The organism is Streptomyces angustmyceticus, assembly GCF_019933235.1.
Classification (GTDB): domain Bacteria; phylum Actinomycetota; class Actinomycetes; order Streptomycetales; family Streptomycetaceae; genus Streptomyces; species Streptomyces angustmyceticus.
In genome coordinates, this window is sequence record NZ_CP082945.1 from 7,187,980 (window position 1) to 7,205,901 (window position 17,922).

Annotated in this window: 14 protein-coding genes; 9 read left to right on the forward strand and 5 right to left on the reverse strand. The window is 73.1% G+C overall.

Features of this window, described 5'->3' with window-relative positions; translation table 11 throughout:
* Positions 1–30: 30 nt before the first annotated feature.
* Positions 31–918, forward strand: coding sequence for a GNAT family N-acetyltransferase (locus tag K7396_RS32130; RefSeq protein ID WP_086716666.1), 888 nt, complete (start codon positions 31–33; stop codon positions 916–918).
* Between the two features lie 42 nt (positions 919–960).
* On the opposite strand, the gene K7396_RS32135 is transcribed toward K7396_RS32130, so the two are convergent.
* The 3 genes from K7396_RS32135 to K7396_RS32145 all read right to left on the reverse strand — a co-directional run bounded on the left by K7396_RS32135 (position 961) and on the right by K7396_RS32145 (position 4,512).
* The gene (locus K7396_RS32135) at positions 961–1,467 is read right to left on the reverse strand and encodes a DinB family protein (RefSeq protein WP_086716665.1); all 507 of its coding nucleotides are present in this window, start codon (positions 1,465–1,467) and stop codon (positions 961–963) included.
* 319 nt (positions 1,468–1,786) lie between these two features.
* Positions 1,787–1,978: a hypothetical protein gene (locus K7396_RS32140; protein WP_152104511.1), complete on the reverse strand. Its 192-nt coding sequence runs from the start codon at positions 1,976–1,978 to the stop codon at positions 1,787–1,789.
* Between the two features lie 104 nt (positions 1,979–2,082).
* Complete coding sequence (locus K7396_RS32145; protein ID WP_152104510.1) at positions 2,083–4,512, reverse strand: SpoIIE family protein phosphatase; 2,430 nt, start codon at positions 4,510–4,512, stop codon at positions 2,083–2,085.
* Between the two features lie 152 nt (positions 4,513–4,664).
* On the opposite strand from K7396_RS32145, the gene K7396_RS32150 reads away from it, so the two are divergent.
* A complete protein-coding gene (locus K7396_RS32150; protein WP_086721652.1) occupies positions 4,665–5,444 on the forward strand; it encodes a VOC family protein in 780 nt (259 codons plus the stop codon).
* Between the two features lie 239 nt (positions 5,445–5,683).
* On the opposite strand, the gene K7396_RS32155 is transcribed toward K7396_RS32150, so the two are convergent.
* A complete protein-coding gene (locus tag K7396_RS32155; RefSeq protein ID WP_223660267.1) occupies positions 5,684–7,327 on the reverse strand; it encodes a S1 family peptidase in 1,644 nt (547 codons plus the stop codon).
* Positions 7,328–7,829: 502 nt separating this feature from the next.
* On the opposite strand from K7396_RS32155, the gene tdh reads away from it, so the two are divergent.
* The 4 genes from tdh to K7396_RS32175 all read left to right on the forward strand — a co-directional run bounded on the left by tdh (position 7,830) and on the right by K7396_RS32175 (position 12,577).
* Complete coding sequence (tdh, locus tag K7396_RS32160) at positions 7,830–8,858, forward strand: L-threonine 3-dehydrogenase (protein WP_086721311.1); 1,029 nt, start codon at positions 7,830–7,832, stop codon at positions 8,856–8,858.
* 96 nt (positions 8,859–8,954) lie between these two features.
* Positions 8,955–10,154 carry a glycine C-acetyltransferase gene (locus K7396_RS32165; RefSeq protein WP_086721310.1) on the forward strand — a complete coding sequence of 400 codons (1,200 nt, stop codon included), beginning with the start codon at positions 8,955–8,957 and terminating at the stop codon, positions 10,152–10,154.
* Between the two features lie 35 nt (positions 10,155–10,189).
* Complete coding sequence (locus tag K7396_RS32170) at positions 10,190–11,098, forward strand: LysR family transcriptional regulator (RefSeq protein WP_086721309.1); 909 nt, start codon at positions 10,190–10,192, stop codon at positions 11,096–11,098.
* Positions 11,099–11,215: 117 nt separating this feature from the next.
* Positions 11,216–12,577 (forward strand): chloride channel protein, encoded by a 1,362-nt coding sequence (locus tag K7396_RS32175; protein ID WP_086721308.1) that lies wholly within the window; start codon positions 11,216–11,218, stop codon positions 12,575–12,577.
* Positions 12,578–12,613: 36 nt separating this feature from the next.
* On the opposite strand, the gene K7396_RS32180 is transcribed toward K7396_RS32175, so the two are convergent.
* On the reverse strand, positions 12,614–13,660 hold the full coding sequence (locus tag K7396_RS32180) for a PHP domain-containing protein (RefSeq protein ID WP_086721307.1): 1,047 nt from the start codon (positions 13,658–13,660) through the stop codon (positions 12,614–12,616).
* Between the two features lie 757 nt (positions 13,661–14,417).
* Here K7396_RS32180 and K7396_RS32185 point away from each other — a divergent pair.
* The 3 genes from K7396_RS32185 to K7396_RS32195 all read left to right on the forward strand — a co-directional run bounded on the left by K7396_RS32185 (position 14,418) and on the right by K7396_RS32195 (position 17,914).
* Positions 14,418–14,645: a type A2 lantipeptide gene (locus K7396_RS32185; RefSeq protein WP_086721306.1), complete on the forward strand. Its 228-nt coding sequence runs from the start codon at positions 14,418–14,420 to the stop codon at positions 14,643–14,645.
* A 177-nt stretch (positions 14,646–14,822) separates the two neighbouring features.
* Complete coding sequence (locus tag K7396_RS32190) at positions 14,823–15,629, forward strand: HlyD family efflux transporter periplasmic adaptor subunit (protein ID WP_086721305.1); 807 nt, start codon at positions 14,823–14,825, stop codon at positions 15,627–15,629.
* Complete coding sequence (locus tag K7396_RS32195; RefSeq protein WP_152104508.1) at positions 15,626–17,914, forward strand: NHLP family bacteriocin export ABC transporter peptidase/permease/ATPase subunit; 2,289 nt, start codon at positions 15,626–15,628, stop codon at positions 17,912–17,914. Before K7396_RS32190 ends, K7396_RS32195 begins: the two co-directional genes overlap by 4 nt.
* Positions 17,915–17,922 lie beyond the last annotated feature (8 nt).

The following is a 17,922-nucleotide window of genomic DNA, read 5'->3' on the forward strand; positions in this document are numbered from 1 at the left end:
TGCCCCCACCAGAAGGGACGTACATCCGGCATGCCTCCCATCGGCAACGCCCCCGACCACCGGCCCGCCGCCGGCGAACTCGCCGTCACCACCGCCACGTCGGAGGAGTGGCAGCACGTCGCCCAGTGGGCCGCCGACGAGGAGTGGAACCCCGGCCTCGGCGACACCGCCTGCTTCCACCCCACCGACCCCGGAGGCTTCTTCCTCGGACGCCGCGACGGACATCTGGTCTCCGCGGTCTCGATCGTCAACTACTCGGACGCCTACGCGTTCCTCGGCTACTACCTCGTCCACCCCGACCACCGCCGCCAGGGCCTCGGACTCGCCACCTGGCGCGCCGCCTTCCCGCACGCCGGCGTCCGGACCGTGGGCCTGGACGCCGTCCCCGCCCAGGAAGCGACCTACCGGCGCGCCGGGTTCGCGCCCGCCCACGACACCGTCCGCTACGGCGGCCGCCCCCCGCGCCCCAGCACCCCGACGCCGGCCGGGGTCGTCCCCGTCACCGCGGCCCACCTCGACGCGATCGCCGACTACGACCGGCGCTGCTTCCCCGCCGACCGCCGCGCCTTCGTCACCCGCTGGCTCACGGCCCCCGGCCACACCGCGCTCGCCTTCGTGCGCGACGGCACCCTCACCGGGTACGGCGTGCTCCGCCCGGCCAGCACCGGCCACCGCATCGGGCCGCTCTTCGCCGACACCACCGAAGCGGCCGAGGCCCTCTTCGACGCCCTCGCCGCGTCCGCCGGTCCGGACGACGAGGTCTTCCTCGACGTCCCCGGGCCGCGGCACTCCGCCCACGCCCTGGCCGAGGACCGCGGCCTGACCGCGCGGTCGCACACCATCCGGATGTACACCGGCCCGGTCCCGCCGGCGGAACAGGAGCGGACCTTCGCGGTCACCAGCCTGGAACTCGGCTAGGGACACCCGCCAGGGAGTGTCATCGGCGGCCGAGGGCGCCCCTCAGGCGCCGACCGTGCCGTCGACGGCCTCCCGGAGCAAGTCCGCATGGCCGTTGTGGCGGGCGTACTCATGCATCAGGTGCAGCATCACCAGGCGCAGCGAGACATGTTCGCCCCAACGGGGCTGGTAGCCCGTGACCTCCAGGGATGCCGCCTCGCGTTCGATACGGCGGGCGTGTGCCACCTCGGTCCGCCAGGCGTCGAACGCCTCCGCACCGGTGGCCGCGGTCGCGTCGTACGCCGCCTGGAAGTCGCCGTCGGCCGACCAGACGAGCCCGATGTCCTCGCCGTTGATCACCCGGCGGAACCAGGTGCGCTCCACCTCCGCCATGTGCCGCACCAGGCCGAGCAGGGAGAGCGTGGACGGCGGGCTCGCCGGGCGCCTGAGGTCCTCGTCGGAGAGGCCCTCGGTCTTCATGGCGAGCGTGGCCCGGTGGAAGTCCAGGAAGGTCCGCAGGGTCTCGCGCTCGTCCGCGCGTACGGGCGGGGAGGGGCGTTCGGTGGTCACGGTGGGTTCCTTTCCGCGGCGAGGGGCGGGCCCCGGGACGCCGCGGTGCGTGCCGGGGCGCCGGCAGGGCGGCGTCCGGGGCCCGCTGTCGAGGGGATCTTCCTGGGCACGACGGGCCGCCGCAAGCGGTTTTGGCGGGACGCGCGGTGGGGGAGGGGCACGGACGGGCGAGGGCAGGGGCGTGGCCCAACCCTCTGGGGGCGAGGGCTGGTTGCTGCGGGGGCGAGGGCGCCGGTGGAGGCTCCGATGGCACGTCCGTGCCGCGCGAGCGGGCCGTGCTCCGTGCGACGGCCCGCGCGCGGCCGTCGGCCGTCGGCCGTTACGGCAGGTAGCGCTCGATGGCGCCGGGTCCCTCCTCGGCCATCAGGCGCCTGGCCCATTCCAGGGTGGCGGGGGTGGGTTCGCGCCCGGACGCCTTCACCAGGTCCTCCGGGTCGTAGGGCCGCTCGCTACCGGTGTACAGCTCGAACGGCTGCTGCTCGGCCGACTTGTCGCTGCCATTGGTCGTCACAGGTCCTCCTCTGTCCGCGCCCGCCGAGTCGCCGGGACCTCGTTTGATATCCATGATGGGACCGCCTGTGAACAGCCGCACGCCATGCGCCGGAACGACGGGTGTCAGACCTCCCCACCGGGCCGGCCGGCCGGGCGCGGGGCGCCGGGATAGTGCGGCGGGAAGCTCTGTTCCGTCCAGATCGTCTTGCCGTACGGCGTGTAGCGGGTGCCCCACCGCTGCACCAGTTGCGCGACGATGAAGAGACCCCGCCCGCCCTCGTCGTCGCTGGCGCTGTGCCGCAGATGGGGCGAGGTGTGCCCGGTGTCCGACACCTCGGTCAGCAGGGTCCGGTCGCGCAGCAGCCGCAGGTGCAGTGGCCCCGCCGCATGCCGTACGGCGTTGGTGACCAGCTCGCTGACCACGAGCTCCGTCACGTAGGACAGCTCCTCCAGGCCCCACTCCCGCAGCTGGCCGGTCGCCAGCTCACGGGCCCGGCCCGCCGCGGCCGGCTCGGCGGGCAGCTCCCAGGCCGCCACCTGCCGGGCGTCCAGCTCACGGGTGCGCACCAGCAGCAGGGCCGAGTCGTCGACGGCCGGACCGTCCGGCAGCAGCTCCGCCAGGGTGTGGATGCACAGCTCGTCCAGCGGCCTGCGGTGATCGCTCAGCACCCGGCCCAGGATGGCCAGCCCGTCGTCCACGTCCCGGTCAGGGCTCTCGACCAGCCCGTTCGTGAACAGCGCGAGCAGGCTGCCGACCGGCAGCTCGATCTCCAGGGACTCGAAGGGCAGGCCTCCCAGGCCCAGCGGCGGACCGGCCGGCAGGTCAGGGAAGTACAGGCCGCGCTCGGTGTCGACGACGGCCGGCGGCAGATGCCCGGCCCGCGCCATGGTGCACCGCCGCGACACCGGGTCGTAGACCGCGTAGAGGCAGGTCACACCGGTGGCCACATCGTCCGGGCCGGCGTCCGGGCCGCCGACCGTGGCGGCCTGTTCCTCGGCGGTCTGGCCCACCAGGTCGTCCAGCCGGCTCAGCAGCTCGTCGGGGGAGAGGTCCAGCCGGGCGAGGGCGCGGACGGTCGTCCGCAGCCGCCCCATGGTCGCCGCCGCCTGGAGGCCGTGGCCGACCACGTCCCCGACGACCAGGCCGACCCGGGTGCCGGAGAGGCCGATGACGTCGAACCAGTCGCCGCCGACCCCGGCCCGGTCGTCGCTCGGCAGATAGCGGTAGGCCAGGTCGACGGCGGACTGGCCGGGCAGATGCTGCGGCAGCAGGTGGCGCTGCAGGGTCAGTGCGGCGGTGTGCTCCCGGGTGTAGCGGCGGGCGTTGTCCAGGCACACCGCCGTCCGGATGACCAGCTCGTCGGCGAGTTCGATCTCTTCCTTGTCGAAGACCGCCGAGCCGGCCCGCAGGAACGTGACCAGCCCCAGCAGGGCGCCGCCGGCCCGCAGCGGCACGACCATGGTGCCCTCCTCGCGCACCATGCCGCCGGAGGACAGGCTGCGGTACTGCAGCGAGCCGGGCGGGTAGTCGACGCGGTGCGGGCCGCGCACCGGGCCGTCCGCCGTGTGATCGGCGGAGCGGGTGGCCACCCGCACCAGGCGCGGCAGGGCGCCGTCGACGGTCTCCGGCTCCCCGCCGTCCAGGACGGAGCGCACCAGGTCGACGATGACCATGGAAGCGAAGTCCGGCACCGCGACCTCGGAGACCTCCCGCGCGGTGACGGCCATGTCGAGCGTGGTGCCGATCCGGGCGCCCGCCTCCACCAGCAGGTTCAGCCGCCGCTGCGCCTGGTAGCGGCCGCTGATGTCGAAGGCGTCCTCGCACACCCCGAGCACCTGGCCGTGGGCGTCCTGCAGCCGGTAGTAGGAGCAGGACCACACATGATCGGCCCCCGGCTCGGCGGGCTTCTGGCCGACGAAGTGCAGATCGAGGACCGGTTCACCGGTGACGAGGACCTGCTGCATCACCGCTTCGAGGGTGCGCGGATACCCCTCGGTCATGAACTCGCCGTCCGGGTACAGCTCATCGGCCCGGGCGCCGAGGAACTCCTCGACCGGCAGCCCGATCTCCCGGGTGTACGCGCTGTTCGCCCAGGTCAGCCGCAGCTCGGTGTCGTAGATCCCCAGCCCCACCGGAGACTGGGTGGCCAGACCGCGCAACATCGCCTGGCGGGACTCCCACATCCGGTGCTCGGCCAGCTCGGCCGCCACCAGGACCCGGGCCGGCGGCACACCGGCGGCCTCGGACACCTCGATCAGCGGGCAGGTGGTCACGGCCATCCGCAGCATCCGGCCGTCACGGTGCCGCAGCGTGTACGCCCGGCTGCCGCTCGGCGAGGTCTCCGGTACGTGCGGGTCCTGCGCGGAACCGGCCGGCACGAGCGTCGCCACGGGATGCCCGATGATCTCTTCCGCGCGGTACCCGAAGAGCCGCTGGGCGGCCGGACTCCACCCGATGATCCGGTCCTGGGCGTCCAGGACCGCTGTGGCCGCCCTGGTGACGTCGAGGGGACCACGGAAGTCGGCGCTCTCCGCCGCGCTCCATGCGTTCATGGCATCAACCCAGCCCGGTTCAGTAATTACAGCATCGAGCCTGATCAAGAGCGGCACAACCGCGCTGCTGCCACAGGGACGCGCCCTTGGTGCGGCCCTGCCCCGTCGCTGGCAGAGTGGGAAGGGGCGCTGAGCAACTGGAGGCAGATGTCATGTCGGCCCACGGCCCGGCCACTCCCGTACGTGGCGCTCCCTGCTGGGTCAGTCTGATGGCCCGCGATCTGGATTCCGCGCAGGAGTTCTACTCCGCCGTCCTGGGCTGGCGGTTCCGCCCGGCCAGCCTCGGAGAGGAGTTCTCCGTCGCGGTGGCCGAGGGACAGCCGGTGGCCGGCATCGGCGCCCTTGCCCAGAGCTTTCAGGTGGCCGTGGCCTGGACCTCGTACTTCGCGGTGGAGAACGCCGACGAGACCGCGGACAAGATTCGCGAGCGCGGGGGGACCGTCGCCGTCGGCCCGCTCAAGCTCGGTCCCGGGCGGGCCGCCCTCGCCGCCGACCCCGACGGCGCCACGTTCGGCTTCTGGGAGGGCCAGACCCTGGCGTGGTCGGTCGGCCGGGGTGCCGCGCCCGCCCTGCTCGAACTGCGCACCCGGGACGCCTTCGCCGCCGCCATCTTCTACGCGGAGGTCTTCGGCTGGGCCTCCGGGGATCCGGACGGCTGCGATGTGACCTACGAGCACGACCAGGTCCTCGTCCGGGAGGGGACGCACACGGTCGCCACGCTCCGGGGCGGCGCGGTGGAGTCCGCCCCCGACCCGCGGGTGCGGCCGCGCTGGCACGTCCACTTCCCGGTCAACGAGATCGAGAAGGTCACGGCCGCCACGGTGGCCGCCGGAGGCACCGTCACTCCCGTGACACCGACGGCGGACGGCGAGGGCCGCCAGGCGGTCATCCGTGACCCCGATGGCGGCCTTTTCACCGTCACTTCCTACTGAGGGGTGAGGGGCGGCCCGGCCCGGTCCTGTCGAGGACCCGGCCGGCTTCGCCCTGATGCCGTCCCCTCCGGCGCTGCCGCCCCGCCGTCCGGCCGCGCTCCGCGCACCGAAGTGCCGGAGGCCGTACGGGGCTTCCCGATTCCGCACGCACCGACCCCGCCCTCCTTCGCAAGGGGAGGGCGAAGGAGGGCGGGGCCGATGACGCAGGGGATCTGGGGAATCCGGCGATGCCGGGGAGGTCAGTTCAGGCCATCACCACTGCCCGCTCCGGGGTCGCTGCTGCCGCCGGCACCCGGGTCCTGGGCACCCGGGTCCTGGGCACCCGTACCGGGGTCCTGGGCGCCCGCACCCGGGTCCTGCGCACCGGTACCGGGGTCCTGGGCACCGGCACCGGAGTCGCCCGCTCCGGCATCTCCGGCACCGGCGCTCCCGGCGCCCGCGTCGCCCGCTCCGGCGCCTCCTGCACCGGCGTCACCGGCACCGCCCGCGGCCGCGTCGCCGGCACCGCCCGCGCCGGCGTCACCGCCGCCCGCGCCGCCTCCGGCGCCGATCTCCGCGCCCGTGGCCTTCAGCGCGTCGGTGACCGGCTGGAAGAAGGTCTCGCCGCCGGAGGTGCAGTCGCCGCTGCCGCCGGAGGTCAGACCGACCGCCGAGTCGCCGGAGAACATCGCGCCGCCGCTGTCGCCGGGCTCGGCGCAGACATCCGTCTGTATGAGGCCGTTGACGATGTCGCCGTTGCCGTAGTTCACCGTCGCGTCGAGGCCGGTGACGGTGCCGTCGTGGAGGCCGGTGGTGCTGCCCGAGCGCTGCACCTTCATCCCGACGGCGGCCTCCGCGGCCTTGGTGATCTGCTTGGTGCTGCCGTTGCCGACATCGACCGCGCTCTCCGGCTTCGCGCCGGCGTCGTCGTACTTGACCAGCGCGAAGTCGGTCTTCGGGAACTTGGAGTCGGCCACCGTGCCCAGCGGCTGGCTGCCGCCCTGGTCGGCCGTCCAGGTCTTGGAGTCGTTGCCGCAGTGACCCGCCGTCAGGAACGCCGGGGCGCCCTTGACCGTGACGTTGAAGCCCAGCGAACAACGGGCGTTGCCACCGAAGATGGCGCTGCCGCCGACCGGTCCGGCGGCCTGGCCACCGCCGCCGCCACCCGCTCCGCCGTCGCCGCCGGCACCGCCCGCGGCCTGGCCGCCGTCGCCGCCGCCCGCCGCTCCGGCATCGCCGCCGCCCGCGGCCCCGGCGTCGCCGCCACCGGCCGCCCCGGCGTCGCCGCCACCGGCCGCCCCGGCGTCGCCGCCACCGGCCGCCCCGGCGTCGCCGGCACCGCCCGCCGCCTGGCCGCCGCCGGCCGCGCTCCCCGCCGCGCCGCTCGCGCTCTCGCCGTCGTACCGCTTGAACTCGCCCTGGGACCGCTTGACGGTGACCATGCCCGAGCCCATGCCACTGGTGGCCTTGTTGAGCTGGGCCATCTTTGCGCCGGTGACGGTTCTGTCGGCGAGCACCACGATCTTGTTGGTCTTCGGGTCGATCGACCACGCCGTGCCGGGCACCGAGGCGGAGTCGCGCAGGGTCTGCGCACCGGCCTTCAGCGCGGTCATGCTGTTGTGCACGACCTTGGCGACGGCGCCCTGGGCCGCGACGCTCTTGGCGTCGTCCGCCGACAGCACGTTCATGACCAGGTGGCCGTTCGCGCTGTCCAGGTACCAGCCCGCCGTCTTGTCCCCCAGGTCCGCCTTCAGGGACGCCGCCAGCTGAGTGGCCGTGTGGGCGCTGAGCGTCTTCGGGGCCGCCGGCTGGTCCGTGCTCGCGTTGGCGTTGGGGAGCAGGATCGCTGCGGCCGCGATGGCGGCCGCCGCGGCGCCGGCGATGGCGCCGGTCCGCTTGTTCACATGTCGGTGGCTCAATTCACTGACCTCCAGGGACGCACAGGAACGGGGCACACGGGCGACCGCGGTGCGTCGCGTCGGCACCCGTGTGTTGCTGCCACCCAGTCCTACGTAGCCCCGTGCGTCCGGGTCTCACGGCCACTCAAGCTGTGATGAATTCCGACGCTTGCGGTGGCGAACGTTTACACTCCCGCGCCCGCCGGCCGCCGCCCGGCACCCGTTCGGGCGACCGGCCCCGGCCGTTTCCCCGCGGCCGCCGGCGCCGCCGCCGAGCCGCGCTCGTGGCGCTCCGCCGGCCCCGGCGCGCGGGCGTGATCGCCCTCACGCGGGGGGCCGTGACCGGGGCCGCGCGCCCCCTTCCCCACGGGGTGTAAAGGGCAGCTGTGGCCGCGCTTAAGAAATCCTCGATGGACCGGGCGGCCCGGGTAGGGAAGATTTCCTGACGAAGATCGGGTGGCCGGTACGGGCCCCCGGCAGCGCACACTGACGTACGGGAGCCGTTGCGGTGAAGGCACTGGTCAAGGAGAAGGCGGAGCCGGGTCTGTGGCTCATGGACGTACCCGAGCCGGCCATCGGTCCGGGCGATGTCCTGATCAAGGTGCTGCGCACCGGTATCTGCGGCACGGACCTGCACATCCGGGCCTGGGACGGCTGGGCCCAGCAGGCCGTGGACACCCCGATGACGATCGGCCACGAATTCGTCGGCGAGGTGGTGGAGACCGGCCGCGACGTGGCCGACATCAAGGCCGGTGACCTGGTCAGCGGCGAGGGCCACCTGGTCTGCGGCAAGTGCCGCAACTGTCTGGCCGGGCGCCGCCATCTGTGCCGTGCCACCGTCGGCCTCGGCGTCGGCCGGGACGGCGCGTTCGCCGAGTACGTCGCGCTGCCCGCCGGCAACGTCTGGGTGCACCGCGTCCCCGTGGACCTCGACATCGCCGCCGTCTTCGACCCGTTCGGCAACGCCGTGCACACCGCGCTGTCGTTCCCGCTGGTCGGCGAGGACGTGCTGATCACCGGCGCGGGGCCGATCGGCATCATGGCCGCGGCCGTCGCCCGGCACGCCGGCGCCCGCAATGTCATGATCACGGACGTCAGCGAGGAGCGCCTCGCCCTGGCCCGCAAGGTCGGCGTCAGCCTCGCCCTCAACGTCGCCGAGGCGGACATCGCCGCCGGCCAGCGCGAACTGGGCCTGCGCGAGGGCTTCGACATCGGACTGGAGATGTCCGGCCGGCCCGAGGCGATGCGCGACATGATCACCAACATGACGCACGGTGGCCGGATCGCGATGCTCGGCCTGCCGTCCGAGCAGTTCCCCGTCGACTGGGCCCGGATCGTCACCTCCATGATCACCATCAAGGGCATCTACGGCCGGGAGATGTTCGAGACCTGGTACGCGATGTCGGTGCTGCTGGAGGGCGGCCTGGACCTCGGCCCCGTGATCACCGGCCGCTACCCGTACCAGGACTTCGACGCCGCCTTCGACGACGCCGCCAGCGGCCGCAGCGGCAAGATCATCCTCGACTGGACCGCCTGACTCCTCCGCCCGGCCGGCCCCGGCGCGCCCGTCCCGGCGCGGCGCGCCCCCACGGCCCACCCGTCCGCCTCACCCCGACTCCTGGAGAAAATCCCGATGTTCGACTCCGTACGCGACGAACTGCGCGGCACCCTCGACGAGATCCGCGCCGCCGGCCTGCACAAGCCCGAGCGGGTCATCGGCACCCCGCAGTCCGCCACCGTCGCGGTCACCGCGGGGGGCAACCCCGGCGAGGTCCTCAACTTCTGCGCCAACAACTACCTCGGCCTCGCCGACCACCCCGAGGTCGTCGCGGCCGCCCACGAAGCGCTCGACCGCTGGGGCTACGGCCTCGCCTCGGTCCGCTTCATCTGCGGCACCCAGGAGGTCCACAAGGAGCTGGAGCAGCGGATCTCCGGCTTCCTCGGCCAGGAGGACACCATCCTCTACTCCTCCTGCTTCGACGCCAACGGCGGCGTCTTCGAGACCCTGCTCGGCCCGGACGACGCGGTCATCTCCGACGCCCTCAACCACGCCTCCATCATCGACGGCATCCGGCTGTGCAAGGCCCGCCGCTTCCGCTACGCCAACCGTGACATGGCCGACCTGGAGCGCCAGCTGAAGGAGGCGACCGCGGGCGGCACCGGCCGTACGCTGATCGTCACCGACGGCGTGTTCTCCATGGACGGCTATGTGGCGCCGCTGGACGAGATCTGCGACCTCGCCGACCGCTACGGCGCCATGGTGATGGTCGACGACTCGCACGCGGTCGGCTTCGTCGGCCCCGGCGGCCGCGGCACCCCCGAGCTGCACGGCGTCATGGACCGCGTGGACATCATCACCGGCACCCTCGGCAAGGCCCTCGGCGGTGCCTCCGGCGGCTATGTCGCGGCCCGCGCCGAGATCGTCGCGCTGCTGCGCCAGCGCTCGCGCCCGTACCTCTTCTCCAACTCGCTCGCCCCGGTGATCGCCGCCGCCTCGCTGAAGGTGCTCGACCTGCTGGAGTCGGCCGGTGACCTGCGCGAGCGGCTGCACGCCAACACCGCGCTGTTCCGCTCGCGGATGACCGAGGAGGGTTTCGACGTCCTCCCCGGCGACCACGCCATCGCCCCCGTCATGATCGGCGACGCGGCCGAGGCGGCCCGGATGGCGGAGCTGCTCCTGGAGCGCGGGGTCTACGTCATCGGCTTCTCCTACCCTGTGGTCCCGCAGGGCCAGGCGCGCATCCGGGTACAGCTCTCCGCCGCGCACTCCACCGAGGACGTCAACCGCGCGGTCGACGCCTTCCTCGACGCGAGGGCCGCGCTCGCCGGCTGACCCGGCCGCGGGCCCGGCCCTGCGAAACTGGAAGCATGATCGAAGCACGACGGCTGCACATCCTCCGCGCGGTGGCCGACCACCGTACGGTCACCGCCGCGGCCGCCGCGCTCTACCTCACGCCCTCGGCGGTCTCCCAGCAGCTGGCCGCCCTGGAACAGGAGACCGGCCACCGCCTGGTGGAACGCGGCGCCCGCGGCGTGCGGCTGACCGCCGCGGGCGACATCCTGCTCGCCCACGCCAACGCCGTCCTCGCCCAGCTGGAGCGCGCCGAGTCCGAGCTCGCCGCGTACGGCTCGGGCGAGGCCGGCACGGTCACCGTCGCGGCGTTCGCCACCGGCATCGGCCTGGTGGTGGCGCCCGCGCTCACCGCGCTCACCCGCACCGCGCCCGGCATCAGGGTGCGCGTCCAGGACGCCGAGGGCGACGCCAGCCTGCTGATGGTCCTGGACCGGCAGGTCGATGTGGCGGTCGCCGTCGAATACCGCGGCGCGCCCCGCGCCGACGACCCGCGGCTGACCCGGGTCCCGCTCTACGCCGAGCCGTTCGACGCGGTGCTGCCGCCCGGCCACCGCCTCGCCGACGCGGCGCAGGTGGCCCTGGCCGACCTCGCCGAGGACCCCTGGATCGGCCCCTACCCCGGCAATCCCTGCCATGACGTGGTCGTCCTGGCCTGCGAGTACGCCGGTTTCGAGCCCCGGCTGGAGCACTCCTCCGACGACTTCCGAGCCGTCGTCGCCCTCGCCTCGGCCGCCGCCGGGGTGGCCCTCGTCCCCCGCTCCGCCCTGCGCGACATGGACCTCACGGGCGTGGCGGTCCGCCCCGTCGACGATGTCGCCCCCACCCGCCGGGTCTTCGCCGCCGTACGCCGCGGAGCCGAGGAACACCCCCTGCTGCACCCGGTGCTGGCCGCCCTCCGGGAGGCGGCGGCGTCCCAGGGGTGAGGCCCTCGCGCGCTCCCGGTTCACCCGGATGGCCATGCCCCCGGGGACGCGCCCGGCATGCCGGGGCGGGCCGGGCGTGACAGGCTCGGCACGGCATGCGGCGAGGGAGGCGAGGCGATGTCGGTCGGCTCCACCGGCCCGGCGGGCGAGACGCCCGCCGGTGTGCCCAAGGACCCGTACGCATTGGTGCGCACCCGCGGCTATCTGAAGCTCCTGCTGGTGGCGGCCGTGGTCGGCTTCCCGGTCTGTGCCGTCGCGTTCGGCTTCCTCGCGCTGGTGCACGAGCTGGAACCGCTGATCTACACGGACCTGCCGCGGGCGCTGGGCTTCGCCGGGACACCCCTGTGGTGGCCGGTCCCGATGCTCGTGGTCGCCGGTCTGCTGGTCGGGCTGGCCATCCGTCACCTGCCGGGCAACGGTGGCCATGAGCCGGCCGACGGGCTCGCGCTCAGTGGCGCGCCCCCGCTCTCCGCGCTCCCCGGGATCGGGTTCGCGGCGCTGGCCTCGCTCAGCTTCGGTGCGGTGCTCGGCCCCGAGGCGCCGCTCATCGCCCTCGGCGGCGGGCTGGCCGCGGGCGCCGCGCGGCTGCTGGGCCGGGGAATGAACGCGCAGAGCGTCGCCGCGGTGGGCGCTGCGGGCAGTTTCGCCGCGGTGAGCGCGCTGCTCGGCTCCCCGCTGCTGGGCGCGTTCCTCCTGATGGAGGTGGCGGGGCTGGGCGGCCCGATGCCGGTGATACTGCTGGTGCCCGGCCTGCTGGCGGCGGGGATCGGCGCGCTCGTCTTCACCGGGCTGGGGGACTGGACCGGACTCGGCACGTACTCCCTCGCGCTGCACGACGTCCCCCAGGCCGCCCAGCCGACGGTGCCGGAGTTCGGCTGGGCCCTGGTCATCGGGGTGGCCGCGGCCTTCGCCGCGACCGGCGTACGGCGGCTCTCGCTGTTCCTCAAGGGGCGGGTGGTGCGCCATCGGGTCCCGGCCACGATGGTGATGGGCCTGGTGGTGGGCGCGTTGGCGGTGGTGTTCGCCGCGGCCACCGGCAAGCCCGCCACCGAGATGCTCTATTCGGGCCAGTCGGCGCTGGGGTCGCTGTTCCAGGACAGCGCGGGCTACTCGGTGGCGGCGCTGCTGCTGCTCCTCGTGTGCAAGGGCCTGGCGTACTGCGCGTCGCTGAGCGCCTTCCGGGGCGGGCCCATCTTCCCCGCGCTGTTCCTCGGCGCGGCCGGCGGTGTCGTGCTGGCCCACCTGCCCGGCCTCGCGCTCACCCCGGCCTTCGCGATGGGCGTGGGCGCCATGTGCGTGGCGATGCTCCGGCTGCCGATGACGTCGGTGCTGCTGGCCACCCTGCTGCTGGGGAAGAGCGGCCTGACGGTGATGCCGCTGGTGATCGTCGCCGTGGTCGTCGCCTATGTCGTGGCGCTGCGGCTCACGTCCGCCACCGGCGCTCCGGCCGATGGCACTCCCGCGGCGCACACCGCCTGACGGCCCGTTCAGGACGGCCTGCTCAGGACGGTCCGTTCAGGACGGCCCGAAGGCGCGCCGCGGCGTCCGGCCCGTCCGCGTCCAGGTGGCCACCTGGCGCTCCGTCCAGGTGTTGACGATCCGTCCGGCCGGTACGCCGCACTCCTCGGCGCGGGCACAGCCGTAGATCTGCCAGTCCAGCTGGCCCGGCGCATGGGCGTCGCTGTCGATGGCGAAGAGCGTGCCGGCCTCCAGCGCCCGGCGCAGCAGCCGGCGCGGGGGATCGAAACGGTCCGGGCGGCAGTTGATCTCGACGGCCGTACCGTGCTCGGCGCAGGCCGCGAACACCTCCGCGGCGTCGAACTGCGACTCGGGCCGCAGCTTGCCGGTGATCTGCCGTCCGGTGCAGTGACCGAGCACGTCGACCAGCGGATTGCGGACCGCGGCCAGCAGCCGCCGGGTCATCGGGGCCCGGTCCATCCGCAGCTTGGAGTGCACCGAGGCGACCACCACGTCCAACTCGTCCAGCAGCTCCGGCTCCTGGTCGAGGGTGCCGTCGTCGAGGATGTCGCATTCGATCCCGGTCAGCAGCCGGAACGGCGCCAGTGTCCGGTTGACCTCCGCCACCAGCGCCAGCTGCCGGCGCAGCCGTTCGGCGGTCAGCCCGCGGGCCACCGTGAGCCTGGGGGAGTGGTCGGTCAGCACGCACCAGGCGTGCCCGAGGTCGCGGGCGGCCCGGGCCATGGCCTCGACCGGGCTGCCGCCGTCCGACCAGTCCGAGTGCAGATGGCAGTCGCCGCGCAGCGCCCGCCGCAGCCGCTGTCCCCGTTCCCCCTCGACCAGCGGTCCGCCCGCTTCCTCCGCCAGATGGGCCAGATAGGCGGGCCGCACCCCCGCGAGCGCCTCCTCGACCACCAGGGTGGTCTTGGGGCCCAGCCCTCTGACCCGCCCCAGCGAACCGTCCAGGGTGCGGCGGCGCACCTCGTCGGGGGACATCGCCGCGATGACCGTGGCGGCCGTGCGGAACGCCTGGACGCGGTAGGTCACCGCCCCCTGCCGCTCCAGCAGGAAGGCGATCCGCTCCAGCGCCTCGACGGGGTCCACGCACGACTCCTTCCCGGGGCGCCGGCCAACGCCGCGTCCTTTCACGGTGCCGCACCCGGTGGGCGGCTGCCACCGGGGTGTGGGTGGCGCACCGCGGAACCGCCCATTACCGACGGTTCGGAAGGCGCGGCGTTATGCGGGTATGTCCGTTCTCCGGCTACTCGATCCGTTTCCAGGGAATGGAGCACGTATAGTTCCGATGATTCCGTTCAATACGTTCAACTCGTGCGATGCCGCCCTTGAACTCCGGGCGAATCGGGCACATTTCATGCCCCTGCAACATTCGGAGCGGCCCGGCGAGAGTGCGCGCCGGGGTTTGGTGACGATGCCGTGCTCAGGTGCCGTAAAAATTGGCGTCCTTCAAGGAATCTGCACAACGAATGCGCAGTCGGCACCGCCTCTCCCGTGCGGTATCCCCGCGCTGACCTGCAGGTCAGCAGGTTGGTGCAGGAATGTCCAGTTCGTCGAACGAGCGGTTACCGAGGGGTTGGAACTGAAACTGGAGAAGCTGTGAAGAAGCTGCCACCAAGTCATGGATGCGCGTGCACTTCCGGTAATTCGGTGGGCCGTTGGGGTCCGGATCTGCGGTTCTCCGATTAGCAGCGCAACGCGCCAGCATGCTTTGATCCTTCGCATCGCGGGAGTCACACCATCGGTTCCCGATTTCGGGTACCCGACTGCCGCAGCCGCGGCCGGACCACCCACCGGACGGTTCGGGCGCAGCTTTTTTCTAGATATTCATCCGAAGGGAAACATCATGAACTCCACCCCCCAGGTCCAGACCCAGGAAATCTCCGACGCCGACCTGGACAACGTGTCCGGTGGCCTCCTCAACGGTGTCGTGGGCAACGCCACCAACACCGTTGACTCCATCGCCCCGGTCTCGGGTGTCGTCGGCACCGCCACCGGCCTGGTCGACGGCGCCACCGGCGCCAACGTCTCGGGCGTCGTCGGCACCGCCTCGGGCCTGGTCAACGGTCTCTGAGTCGCCCTTTGTACCGCTGAGCGGTACAGCCGGCTGAGAACGGTGACAACGGCAGGTCGGCGCCCCCTCCTTGCCGACATGCCGGGCCGAGTGCCCCGGACCCCCAGGCTCCGCCCGGGACCGGGGCGCCCGGCCGCCACCCGTCTGACAGACCATTGCAGTTGAGGGAAGAGTGTCGTGCAGTTCCGCCAACAGGCCCTTTCCAAGCTGCAGTCGCCCGAGGAGATCGACCTGCCGGTGCGCTTCGCCCGCCCCCAGGGCTGGCTGGTGCTGACCGTCACGGTCCTCTTCGTGATCGCCGCATGCGTGTGGGCGGTGACCGGCACCGTGTCGTCCACGCTCGGCGCGCCCGGAATCCTCACCCACGGCCAGGGCAGTTACATCCTCCAGAGCCCCGTCTCCGGCCAGGTCACCGCCGTGCTCGCCCAGGAGGGCAAGCGGGTGGCCGCCAACACCCCGGTGCTGAAGGTCCGCACCGCCCGGGGCACCGCCGTCGTCCGCACGCTCGCCGCGGGACGGCTGACCACGATGGTCGCCACGATCGGCTCCGTCGTCACCACCGGGGCGGACGTCGCCTCCGTGGAGCGCGTCGCCCACACCGGCGACCCCCTGACGGCCACGCTGTACGTCCCCGCCCAGAGCGGCGCCACCGTCCCCGTCGGCGCCGCCGTCGACCTCACCGTCCAGTCCGTGCCGAGCCAGAAGTACGGCGTGCTGCGCGGCCGGGTCAAGGCCGTCGGCAGGACCGCGCAGACCCGCCAGCGGATCGGCGCCTACCTGGGCAACAGCCAGCTCGGCGAACAGTTCTCCCAGCACGGCCAGCCCATCGCGGTCCTGGTGACGCTCGACGCCGACCCGCACAACGCCTCCGGCTACGCCTGGTCGGCCGCCGGCGGCCCGCCCTACGCCGTCGACTCCATGACGCCGGCCACCGGCGCCGTGCACCTGGCCGCGCAGCACCCGATCGATTGGCTGCTGCCATGACCGCCTCCCCCGACTCCGCGGCCCCGCAGGCCCAGCTGCCGCCCCCGGGCCGCGGCCGGCACCGCCCCGAGCCCGCGCCCGGCGCCCGCCGCACCCGCCGGGCCGCGCCGCCCGCCCCGAAGCCCAAGAAGACGAAGACCGTACGCACCCCCACCGTCCTCCAGATGGAGGCCGTGGAGTGCGGCGCCGCCTCGCTGGCCATGGTGCTCGCCCACTACGGGCGGCACGTACCGCTGGAGGAGCTGCGGATCGCCTGCGGCGTCTCCCGCGACGGCTCGCGCGCCAGCAACCTGCTCAAGGCCGCCCGCAGCTACGGCCTGCAGGCCAAGGGCATGCAGATGGAACCGTCCGCGCTCGCGGAGGTGCAGGCGCCGGCCATCCTCTTCTGGGAGTTCAACCACTACGTCGTCTACGACGGCACCAGCCGCCGCTTCGGCCGCCGCGGCGTCCGCATCAACGACCCCGACAAGGGCCGCCGCTTCGTGCCCATCGAGGACTTCGACACCAGCTTCACCGGTGTCGCCCTGGTCTTCGAGCCCGGCGAGGACTTCCGCAAGGGCGGCCGCAAGCCCGGCGTGCTCGGCGCCGTGCCCGCCCGGATGCGCGGCACCACCGGCACCCTGCTGGCCGCGCTGCTCGCCAGCCTGCTGCTGGTCGCGGTCGGCGCCGCGGTGCCCGCGCTGAGCCGTACCTACATCGACATGTTCCTGATCGGCAACCAGACCTCGCTGCTGGGGCCGCTCTTCGCGTCGATGGCCGCGATGGTCGCGCTGACCGCCGTCCTGACCGGCCTGCAACAGGCGAACCTGCTGCGCGGCCGCATCATCTCCTCCACCCTGACCAGCGCCCGGTTCCTGCGGCACCTGCTCAGACTCCCGGTCACCTTCTTCGCCCAGCGCAGTCCGGCCGACCTCGTCCAGCGGCTGCAGTCCAACGACGCGGTCGCCGAGACCCTGGCACGCGACCTCGCCGCCGCGGGCGTGGACGGGATCGTGGTGATCCTCTACGCCGTCCTGCTGTGGACCTACGACCCCCAGCTGACGGTCATCGGCGTGGGCATCGCGCTGCTCAACGTCGTCGCCATGCGGATCGTGATCCGGCTGCGGGCCACCCACACCCAGAAGCTGCGCGCCGACACCGCCCGGCTGACCAACACCTCCTACACCGGTCTGCAGCTCATCGAGACGATGAAGGCCACCGGCGGGGAGAACGGCTACTTCCGCCGCTGGGCCGGCCAGCACGCCACCACGCTGGAGGTGCAGCAGCGCCTCGGGGTGCCGAGCGCCTGGCTGGCCGTCGTCGCCCCCACCCTGGCCACGCTCAACAGCGCGCTGATCCTGTGGATCGGCGGTCTGCGGGCGGTCGAGGGCCATATCTCCATCGGTCTGCTGGTCGCCTTCCAGGCGCTGGTGACCCGCTTCACGGCGCCCATCACCCGGCTCAACGGAGTGGCGGGCCGCATCCAGGACTTCGCCGCCGACGTGGCCCGCCTCAAGGACGTCGAGAGCTTCCCCGTCGACAGCCTCTACTCGCGCCCCGAGCCGGACGCCGACACCCGCAGGCTGAAGGGCCATGTGACGCTGGAGGACATCACCTTCGGCTACAGCCCGCTGGACAAACCGCTGCTCACCGGCTTCTCGCTGGCCGTCGGCCCCGGGCGGCAGGTCGCCCTCGTCGGCGGCTCCGGCAGCGGCAAGTCCACCGTCTCCCGGCTGATCTCCGGCCTCTACAGCCCCTGGGAAGGCACCATCCGCATCGACGGACAGCGGCTGGAGGACCTCTCCCGCAGCGCGCTGGCCGCCTCCGTGTCCTTCGTCGACCAGGACATCTTCCTCTTCGAGGGCACGGTCAGGGACAACGTGGCGCTGTGGGACCCCTCCATCCCGGACGACGCGGTCATCACCGCGCTCCAGGACGCCGCGCTCTACGACGATGTGATCGCCCGTCGCCCCGACGGCATCCACAGCCGCGTCGAACAGGACGGCCGCAACTTCTCCGGCGGCCAGCGCCAGCGGCTGGAGATCGCCCGCGCGCTGGTCCGGCGCCCGAGCATCCTGGTCCTCGACGAGGTCACCAGCGCCCTGGACGCGCAGACCGAGCAGACCATCATGGACAACCTGCGGCGGCGCGGCTGTGCCTGCGTCGTCATCGCCCACCGGCTGAGCACGGTCCGCGACAGCGACGAGATCGTGGTCCTCGACCACGGCGTGGTCGTCGAACGCGGCCGGCACGAGGACCTGGTCGCCGCCGGGGGCCCGTACGCCGAGCTGGTCAAGGAGCACTGACGTGTCAT